This window comes from Dietzia sp. E1 (genome assembly GCF_014145015.1).
Classification (GTDB): domain Bacteria; phylum Actinomycetota; class Actinomycetes; order Mycobacteriales; family Mycobacteriaceae; genus Dietzia; species Dietzia cinnamea_A.
This window is the reverse complement of the sequence record NZ_JAALDU010000358.1, coordinates 1-6,676: the sequence shown is the minus strand read 5'-3', so window position 1 is coordinate 6,676 and position 6,676 is coordinate 1. Positions and strand designations below refer to the sequence as shown.

Sequence of the window (6,676 nt, the reverse complement as noted above, 5' to 3'; positions counted from 1 at the left end):
GCCCCCGCGGACCTGCGCGCGGAGGCCGCGCGACGGGTCGCGGAGCTGTGCCCCGCCCGCGGCCGGGACCGCGAGGAACATCAGGAGCGTCAACGCTCCGCCCGGCTCGGTGCCGTGCGCGCCGACGGGACGAGCACGCTGACCATGACGCTCACCCCTCGCGGTCGTGCGCTGGTGGAGCGGGCGCTGTGCGACTTCGGTGGCCCGGGCGGGGCCGTGCCGTGTGAACCCGGATCGGACGACCGCACCCCGGAGCAGCGCGCCCACGACGCGCTCGTCCACCAGTGGGCGCTCGGCTCGACCGTCGACCCGGCACGGCCCAAGGGGATCGCGACGATCGTGGTCCGGCTGACCCCCGAGCAGCTCGAGGACCCCCACGCTCTCGTTCGCACCGACTCCGGCACCCAGCTCAGCGTCCGGCAGGCCGTCTCGATGGCCGGATCCATGCCGTGGTTCGTCTCGCTGCTCCGCGACGGGCGCGAGGAACTGCACAGGATCGACGTGGACGCCCACCCCGAACGGCGCATCGCCTCGGCGATCCAGCGGCTGGTCCTCTACGCCGCCCACGGAGGGTGCACCTTCCCCGGATGCACCGCCCCGGCTCGACGAAGTCAGTTCCACCACGTCCGGGAATGGTCCAGAGGCGGACCCACGACCGTCGCGAACGGCGCACTCGGCTGTCCCGTGCATCACGGGTTCGTCGGCGACGGGCCGGCGGGCTGGACGACCATCGTGAACCCCGCCTCGCCCGGGTTGTGCACGTGGCTGCCTCCCGGCGTCGACAGGCTCAGCGATGTCTGACGATCGGCCCCCTACCGGGGTGACGGACGCGCCCGACAGGGGTGTACCAGATGTGCCGCGCCGCCCGCGCTGTCACAATGCCTTCGTGCCCGATTCCCTGCTGCCCGATTCCGTCACGCCCGCGTCGTCCGAGTCGTCCGGGGCCGAGCCGCCCGAACCCGACGTCGCTGCGCTGACCATCCCAGCCCAGAGCGGGAACGAGCCGCTCTCCTCGTCAGCCGTCTACGTGGCGGCCCCCGAGGGCGACACCGGGAAGTCGACCGTCGCGCTGGGCCTGCTGAGGATCCTCGCCGGGACCGTTCAGCGGGTCGGCGTGTTCCGGCCCGTCACCGTCGCCCCGCGGCCGGTCCCCGGTGTGTCCACCGGCGCCGCTACCGGTACGGCGACCGACGACGAGCCGGCCCGGGACCGCATCCTGGAGATGCTGCTGCAGCACACGACCGTGGACCTCGACTACGAGGACTGCGTCGGCGTGACGAACCTGCGCGTCCACGAGGACCGCGACGCCGCCCTCGGCGAGATCGTCGACCGGTACCAGGTGGTCGCTCGCCAGTGCGACGTCGTGGTGATCCTCGGGACCGACTACACCGGGGTCCCCAGTCCCACGGAGTACGACTTCAACGCCACGCTCGCCGTGAACCTGGGCGCCCCCGTGCTCCTGGTGCTCCGCGGTACCGACCGCTCCCCGGCAGAGATCGGCACCAACGCCCGGCTCACGCTCGACGAACTGCGCGCCGAGCACGCCCACCCCGTCGGGGTCGTCGCCAACCGCTGCGATCCCGACGCATTGGAGGCGATCCAGGCGGAACTCGACACGCTCGACGTGCCGGCCTGGACCCTGCCCACCCAGGCGCTGCTCACCGCGCCCACGATGGGCGAGCTCATGGAGGCGGTCGACGGCACCCTGTACTCCGGCGACCCGGCGCTGCTCGACCGCGAGGCGATGGCAGTGATGGTCGGCGGCATGACCGGCGACCGGATCCTCGAGCGGCTCGTCGACGGCATGGTGGTCATCGTGCCCGCCGACCGCACCGACGCGGTGTTGGCGATCCTCGCCGCGCACGCCGCCGAGGGCTTCCCGTCGCTGGCCGGGATGATCTGGAACGGCGGGGTGACGCCGAACCCGGCGCTGGACAAGCTCGTCCGGGGGATGCGGTCCACCCTGCCGATCGTCTGCACCCAGCACGGGACCTACGACACCGCGCGGCTCGCCGCCGAGACCCGCGGTCGTGTCTACTCCGGCTCCGGACGCAAGGTCGAGACCGCGCTGAGCCTCATGGAGAAGCACGTCGACACCGAGGAACTGCTCGCCCGGCTGCGCGTCGACACGCCCGACGTGATGACGCCGCAGATGTTCGAGCACCAACTCCTCGAACGCGCCCGCGCCGACAAGCGGCACATCGTGCTGCCCGAGGGCGACGACGACCGCATCCTCCACGCCGCCGGCCGCCTGCTGCGACGCGACGTCGCCGACCTCACGATCCTCGGCGATCCCGAGGCGATCCGACGCCGGGCCGACGAACTGGGCATCAACCTCAGCGGCGCGCAGCTGCTCGACCCGCGGGAGAGCGAACACGCCGACAGGTTCGCCGAGGAGTACGCCGAGCTGCGGAAGCACAAGGGGATGACCCTGGACGTGGCCCGCGACCGCATCCTCGACATCTCCTACTTCGCCACGATGATGGTGCACACGGGTCTCGCCGACGGCATGGTCTCCGGCGCCGCCCACACCACCGCGCACACCATCCGTCCGGCTCTGGAGATCATCCGCACGCGCCCGGATGTGAAGACGGTGTCGAGCGTCTTCCTCATGTGCCTGGCCGATCACGTGCTCGCGTTCGGCGACTGCGCGGTGGTGCCCGATCCCACGGCGGAGCAGCTCGCCGACATCGCCCTGTCGTCCGCCGAGACCGCCGCGCGCTTCGGTATCGATCCGCGGGTGGCGCTGCTGTCGTACTCCACCGGTGACTCCGGCACGGGCGCGGACGTCGACAAGGTGCGCGAGGCCACCGCGCTCGTGCGGTCGCGCATCGCCGACGCCGCCGCGTCCGCCACCACCGCCGCGTCCGCCGCTGGTCCCGCCTCGCGCGCCGCCGACCCGGTGGCCGGCCTCGTCGTGGACGGGCCCCTGCAGTTCGACGCCGCCGTCGACCCCACGGTCGCCGGGAAGAAGATGCCCGATTCCGAGGTCGCCGGACGCGCCACCGTGCTGGTGTTCCCCGACCTCAACACCGGCAACAACACGTACAAGGCCGTCCAGCGGACCGCGGGCGCCGTCGCGATCGGGCCGGTCCTGCAGGGCCTGCGCAAGCCGATCAACGACCTGTCGCGCGGCGCGCTGGTCGAGGACATCGTCAACACCGTCGCCATCACGGCCGTCCAGGCGCAGGGCACCGGCGACTCCCAGGAAAGCGATTCATGACCCGCGTACTCGTCATCAACTCCGGCTCGTCCTCCCTCAAGCTGCAGATCCTCGACACCGCCGTGGAGGCCGAGCTGGCCTGGGCACTGGTCGAGCGGATCGGGGAGCCCGTCGGCACCCTGACCGTGCGCCGCAGCGAGCTCACCGGGTCGCCCGCCGCGGAGCGGACCGCGGAGGCCGGGTTCCCCGACCACACCGCCGCGCTGGCCCACGTACTGGAGCTGGCCGAGGAGCTGCGCGTTCACCCCACCGACCTGGGCGTCGAGGCGATCGGCCACCGGGTCGTCCACGGTGGGCCGGCCTTCCACGAGCCGGTCGAGGTGACCGCCGAGGTGGAGGCCGACATCGAGAAGCTCGAACTGCTCGCCCCGCTGCACAATCCGGCCAACCTGCGCGGGATCCGGGTGGCCCGCGAGCTGCTGCCCGGCCTGCCGCACGTCGCGGTGTTCGATACCGGCTTCTTCCACACGCTGCCCGCCGCCGCGCACACGTACGCGATCGACCGCGAGACGGCGCGGGAGTGGGACCTGCGGCGGTACGGCTTCCACGGCACCAGCCACGAGTTCGTCTCCCACCGTGTCGCCGACGTCCTCAGCCGGCCCTATGACGAGATCAACCAGATCGTCCTGCACCTCGGGAACGGGGCGTCGGCCTCGGCGATCGCGGGCGGTCGCCCGATGGACACCTCCATGGGCCTGACCCCGCTCGAGGGTCTGGTCATGGGCACGCGCCCCGGGGACCTCGACCCCGGGCTGATCATCCACCTCATCCGCGACCGCGGGATGTCACCGGAGGACGTCTCCACCCTGCTCAACCGCCGGTCCGGGCTGGAGGGACTGTCGGGCGCGCGTGACTTCCGTGAGCTGCTGACCCGGGTCGACGACGACGACGAGAACGCCCGGCTCGCCTACGAGGTGGTGATCCATCGCCTGCGCCGCTACATCGGCGGCTACTGGGCGGTCCTCGGTCGGGTGGACGCGATCACGTTCACCGCCGGGGTTGGGGAGAACGTCGCCCGGCTGCGGGCCGACGCGCTGTCCACGATGAGCGACTGGGGGGTCGAGATCGACCGCGACGCCAATGAGAACGGCACGGGCGAGCGGGTCATCTCGACGCCGGACAGCCGGGTCGCGGTGCTCGTGGTGCCGACGGACGAGGAGTTGGCGATCGCGAGGGCGTGCGACTCCGTGCTGGGCCTGGGACGGTAGTGCCCTGACCGCCCCCGCGGCGCTAGAACAACGTGCGCGGGCGGATGCTGTTGGCCTGGTCGACCAGGCGGAACCGCTGGGCCCGCGTCTCGGTGGATCGGGCGAGCGTCCGCAGGACGGTCTCGGCGCCGGAGCGCAGGCCGAACTCGGTGAACGGCACACCCCGCATCAGCGGGGACGGCGAGGGCTCGTTGCCGGGCAGCTGGATCCACGCCAGCGCGGTGGTGAGGACGGTGAGCCGGATCTGGAAGGCCCGGTGCTCGCCGGCCGACAGGTTGGTCACCCGGCGCGCGGCTTCCCGCAGGTGGGACTCCTCGGTCTCCTCCAGGGGGCGCCCCTGGCACAGGAGGAGGATCGCGGTGAGGTTGGCCAGCGAGGAGTAGCGCGAGTTGGGTGGGACGCGGTCGAGTTCCTCGATGGCGGCCGCGACCTCGCCGCGCCGCTGGAGCTGACGGGCCAGGCCGAACGCCGAGCTGATGACCGAGCGGTCGACCGACCACACGGTGCGGTAGAAGTGCTCGCTCGAGCGGGCCCAGCGGGCGCGGTCCCGTTCGGGGCAGACGTCGAGGATGAGCTCGGCGGTGGCGGCGAGGGCCAGCTTGGGCCCGTTCTCGCCGGGCATGGCGGAGAGCACCTGCTGGAACTTCGGGTAGGCGCCGACCGGGTCGCCCTTGAGCAGCGCGACGACGCCGTCGTACCAGACGAGCCGCCACTCGGCGCGCCGTCGGTGGGCGTTCTCCTCCAGGAGCGCCTCGGCGGCGGCGAGGTCGCCGCTCTCGAGGTAGGCGCGTGCGAGCGACATGATGACGCCGATGCTCTCGTGCGCCTCGGAACCGGTGTCGGAGTAGAGCTCCTTGAGGGTGTCGATCCGCTGTTCGACCGAGGTGTAGGAGGTCGCGGCGAGGATGCGGCTGGCCGGGTCGGACGACTCCATGAGGGGCACCGGGAGCGCGTCGACGAGCTCGGCGCCGGTGAGCGTGGTGTCGCGGGCGCGGCCGTCGACGAGGAAGTCCGTCGGCTCGACGGTGAACAGGGTGCCGAACGTCGACCGCTGCGGGGAGAACACGGACGAGAACGCGGGGTGCGGCACCCCGGTCCGCAGTGCCAGGACCTCCCGCAGGACGCCCATGAGCTGGTTGGCCATGCCGGAGGCGCTGCGGAACCGCATGTCGGGGTCCTCGTGCGTGGAGCGCAGCAGGAACCGGTACAGGGAGTCGTACCGGCTGAAGACCGGCTCCTCCATGGGGGAGGGGATCCCGTCGGCGTAGCGACCGTCGACGACGGGCAGTCGGACGATGAGCGAGGCCAGCGTCCGGCCGACGGTGTACAGGTCGGAGACGATGGTCGGCCCGGTCTCGGGGATCTCGGGGGCCTGGAAGCCGGGGGTGCCGTAGATGTGCCCGTAGTCGCCGACGCCCGACACGGCGCCCATGTCGATCAGCTTGACGTGGTCCTCGGTGAGCATGATGTTCTCGGGCTTGAGGTCGTTGTAGACCAGTCCCACGGAGTGCAGGTAGGACAGCGCCTGGAGGACCTCGAGGACGTAGGCGATGGCCTTCTCCACCGGCAGGACCCGCCCGGGGGCGGCACGCCGGACGTCGCGGAGGCTGGGGCCGCCGACGTATTCCATGACGATGTACCCGCCGTGGGTGGGCGAGGTGGCCCAGTCGTCGTGGATGAAGTTGTAGATTCGGACGATCGACGGGTGCGACAGCTCGGCGAGGATCTCCCGCTCGGCGACCGCGACCTCCTGCGCTTCGGCCTGGTCGGCGTGGAGCAGGCCCTTGAGCACGACCCAGCGGTCGGAGACGTTGTGGTCGACGGCGAGGTAGATCCAGCCCATCCCGCCGTGGGCGAGCGCGCCGCGGACCTCGTACTGGTCGGCGACGATGTCGCCGGGTCGCAGTTCGGGCCTGGGCAGCCTGCCGTTCGAGGCCTCGCACTCGGCCTCGATGTCCTCCGGCGCGAGCATCGCGGACGTGGGGTCGACGGGGATGATGTACGGCAGATCGACGAGGCCCTCGGCGGCCTGGCTCGGCCGGTCCTCGGGCTTGTCGGGGTGGCGCATGCGGAACGGCGCCGAGGTGGCGCGGTCACCGGTGACCGCGTCGGCCCGGCCGGATGGACGCGCGCCGGGCACGGACTCGGTGCGCGACTCGGGATCGTGGCCCGTCCGACCGGCGGCGCGGGGGGTGGTGCCGGCGTCGGGATCGGTGTCGGACAGGAGGCCGCTCATGGACACCGC

At 72.0% G+C, this 6,676-nt stretch carries 4 protein-coding genes; 3 read left to right on the top strand and 1 reads right to left on the bottom strand.

Annotated elements, in window-relative coordinates:
* The 3 genes from G6030_RS11920 to G6030_RS11910 all read left to right on the top strand — a co-directional run.
* The coding region (locus tag G6030_RS11920; protein WP_182643266.1) for an HNH endonuclease signature motif containing protein at nt 1-801 on the top strand (801 nt) is incomplete at its 5' end.
* An 85-nt stretch (nt 802-886) separates the two neighbouring features.
* Nucleotides 887-3,223: a phosphate acetyltransferase gene (pta, locus tag G6030_RS11915; protein WP_347238650.1), complete on the top strand. Its 2,337-nt coding sequence runs from the start codon at nt 887-889 to the stop codon at nt 3,221-3,223.
* Nucleotides 3,220-4,431, top strand: a complete 1,212-nt coding sequence (locus G6030_RS11910; protein WP_182643265.1) for an acetate kinase — start codon at nt 3,220-3,222, stop codon at nt 4,429-4,431. The genes pta and G6030_RS11910 overlap by 4 nt, the downstream gene beginning before the upstream one ends.
* Before the next feature lie 22 nt (nt 4,432-4,453).
* Here the strand turns inward: G6030_RS11910 and G6030_RS11905 are convergent.
* A partial coding sequence (locus G6030_RS11905) for a serine/threonine protein kinase (protein WP_241724333.1) occupies nt 4,454-6,676 on the bottom strand: 2,223 nt, incomplete at its 5' end.